The sequence below is a fragment of the Saccharothrix sp. ST-888 genome, assembly GCF_000955975.1.
Classification (GTDB): domain Bacteria; phylum Actinomycetota; class Actinomycetes; order Streptomycetales; family Streptomycetaceae; genus Kitasatospora.
Map to the genome: position 1 here is coordinate 1 of NZ_JYJF01000248.1, position 1989 is coordinate 1989.

2 protein-coding genes are annotated in these 1989 nt (G+C 66.6%); both read right to left on the minus strand.

Annotated elements, in window-relative coordinates:
• Window positions 1-576: DUF4166 domain-containing protein (locus UK12_RS32380; protein ID WP_156179083.1), on the minus strand; the 576-nt coding region annotated here is incomplete at its 3' end.
• On the minus strand, window positions 573-1385 hold the full coding sequence (locus tag UK12_RS32385) for a hypothetical protein (protein WP_045306784.1): 813 nt from the start codon (window positions 1383-1385) through the stop codon (window positions 573-575). The genes UK12_RS32380 and UK12_RS32385, both read right to left, overlap by 4 nt.
• Window positions 1386-1989 lie beyond the last annotated feature (604 nt).

The window sequence follows — 1989 nt, forward strand, 5'->3', positions numbered from 1 at the left end:
CCCCGATGTGATCACCAGGCCGCCGAGCGGACTGACCCGGAACTCGAGATCCACCGCCAGGTGCTGGCGGGTTCCCAGGTAGTCGACGACGGTTCCGGGCCGGCGGTCCGAGGCGATCATCGTCGCGTCGAACCGGCGTGCCCTGGTGAACTGGAACGTCCGGACGAAGGTCACCGTCTCGCGTCCGAACCCGTCGAGGTAGGCGTAGTTGGCAATGGAGAACGGAACGCCGCGCCCGTGCTCGGGAAACAGGATGTTGCAACTGCTTCCGAGTCGAAGAAATGGCGTCACCAGGCGCGATCCGTGCCAGATGCGCTCCATCCGACCCGTTCCGATACAGGCGATCCCGTCCCGGCTGGAGAAACCGAAGCGGCGCCGCATCTCGGGGTGGAGCCGATCGAAGTCGGGCCCGAGGGCTTCCTGGAAGATCGACCCGGCGGTACGGCCCCGGAGGCCGGACCGGCTCGGATCCGGGCACTGACCCGGGTGCCTACCGAGATGTCGATCGGGGTGCTGATCGGTCTTCGAGGCAGTCGTCGGGATGGTGGCCGGCACAGGAGCCGGTGCAGTCGTCATGGCTTCTCCACTGTGCTGGGCAATGTGCCGAGTGTTTTGGGCGCGTGGGCTGTGCGGCGATCGCGCGGATGTCTGGTGCACCGCCTGGCGGCAGGCGTGACCGCCGAGGGCGGGACGAGGAGCGAGAACCCGAGTACTGCCAGCCCGACGGCTGCTCCTGGCACGGGTCCGTACGGCGGCGCGAGGAACAGCACGCAGGCTGCCGCGACGGTAAGCCGGACGAGAACCTCCGTGTACGCGTTCAGAAGGGCGCGCTCGGGGGAGATCCCGCGCTCGGCCCAGAGCCGGAGCCGGTCGAAGGACCAGGCGGTGAGCCAGCCGACGGCCGGTCTGACCATCCACCTGTCGAGCCATCCGCCCACCGGGCCGGACCAGGTCCGGTAGTCGTACCCCGTAAGGAAGCGGACCGACTCTGCTGTGACAGGGAGGTAGCGCCAGTATCCGGCGCCTTCCTGGAGCGGTGAGAGCCGAGTGTCGGAGGAGAACCGCAGGGCGCTGGTGCGGGTCCCGTCGGGCCGTCGGCGTTCGGCGGTGGTGATCCCCGACCCCGACAGCACCGGGCCAGGGCGCGCGCCGAGGGTGTAGCGGAACCGGACCGGCGGTGGTGGTGACGGAGTGGTGGCGGCTGAGGGCCACTTGGCCGGTGGCGTGGTGACGGGTGGTTCGGCGTAGGTGATCCGTGAGAAGCGTGCGTCCCAGCGCTGATGGTGATGCGGCTGCTGGGTCAGCTCCCACACCACGTCCACTGCCGCGCCGATCTCGATCTCGACATAGAGCGGCCTGGTCGGCCGCCCGGCGGGCTCGGGCATGACTGTCCCCCTGATGAATTGAGCGACTGCTCAATCTCGTTGGCGGCCATGATGACAGAGGTTTGAGCAGTCGCTCAAGAGGCGGCCTGCGTGGGGAAGAGGTGAGGCGTGGTGTTGGAGATGGGGCTGCTGCGTCGTCGGCGTCGAGGCCCGTTTGCATCACCCGGCGAGGAGGGGTAGTGTTTCCTAGTCGCTCGGCAGGGAGCACCGGACACGCGTCGGCGTGGACGGTCCCGGGGCGGCCAATCCTCTGAAACGCCATTTCCTTATGTTCGAGTTGAGTCGTGCTCCGGCATGCCTTGGTTGGAATTGTTGTGTGCTTTTCTGGATTGTGGCCGGGTTCGCTTCTCGGAGCGGGGATCGGCTAAGGTTTGGGGCGTCGGACAGGCCGTCAGGTCGGTTCGGCAAAGGCTTTTCCGAGAGCCGGGAAGCGTGAAAGACGGCCAGAGCGATCTGATACAGTCTGGAACGCCGAAAGGCCGAAGGAAAGCGGATCGGATGAGTTAAACTCCGGAAAACGGAGCGGAAAACATCTGATAAGCTGGAAACACGAAAGAACGAAGCGCCCGGAGGGCCCGCTGGAAGGCGGCCTGAAGGAAGCGTC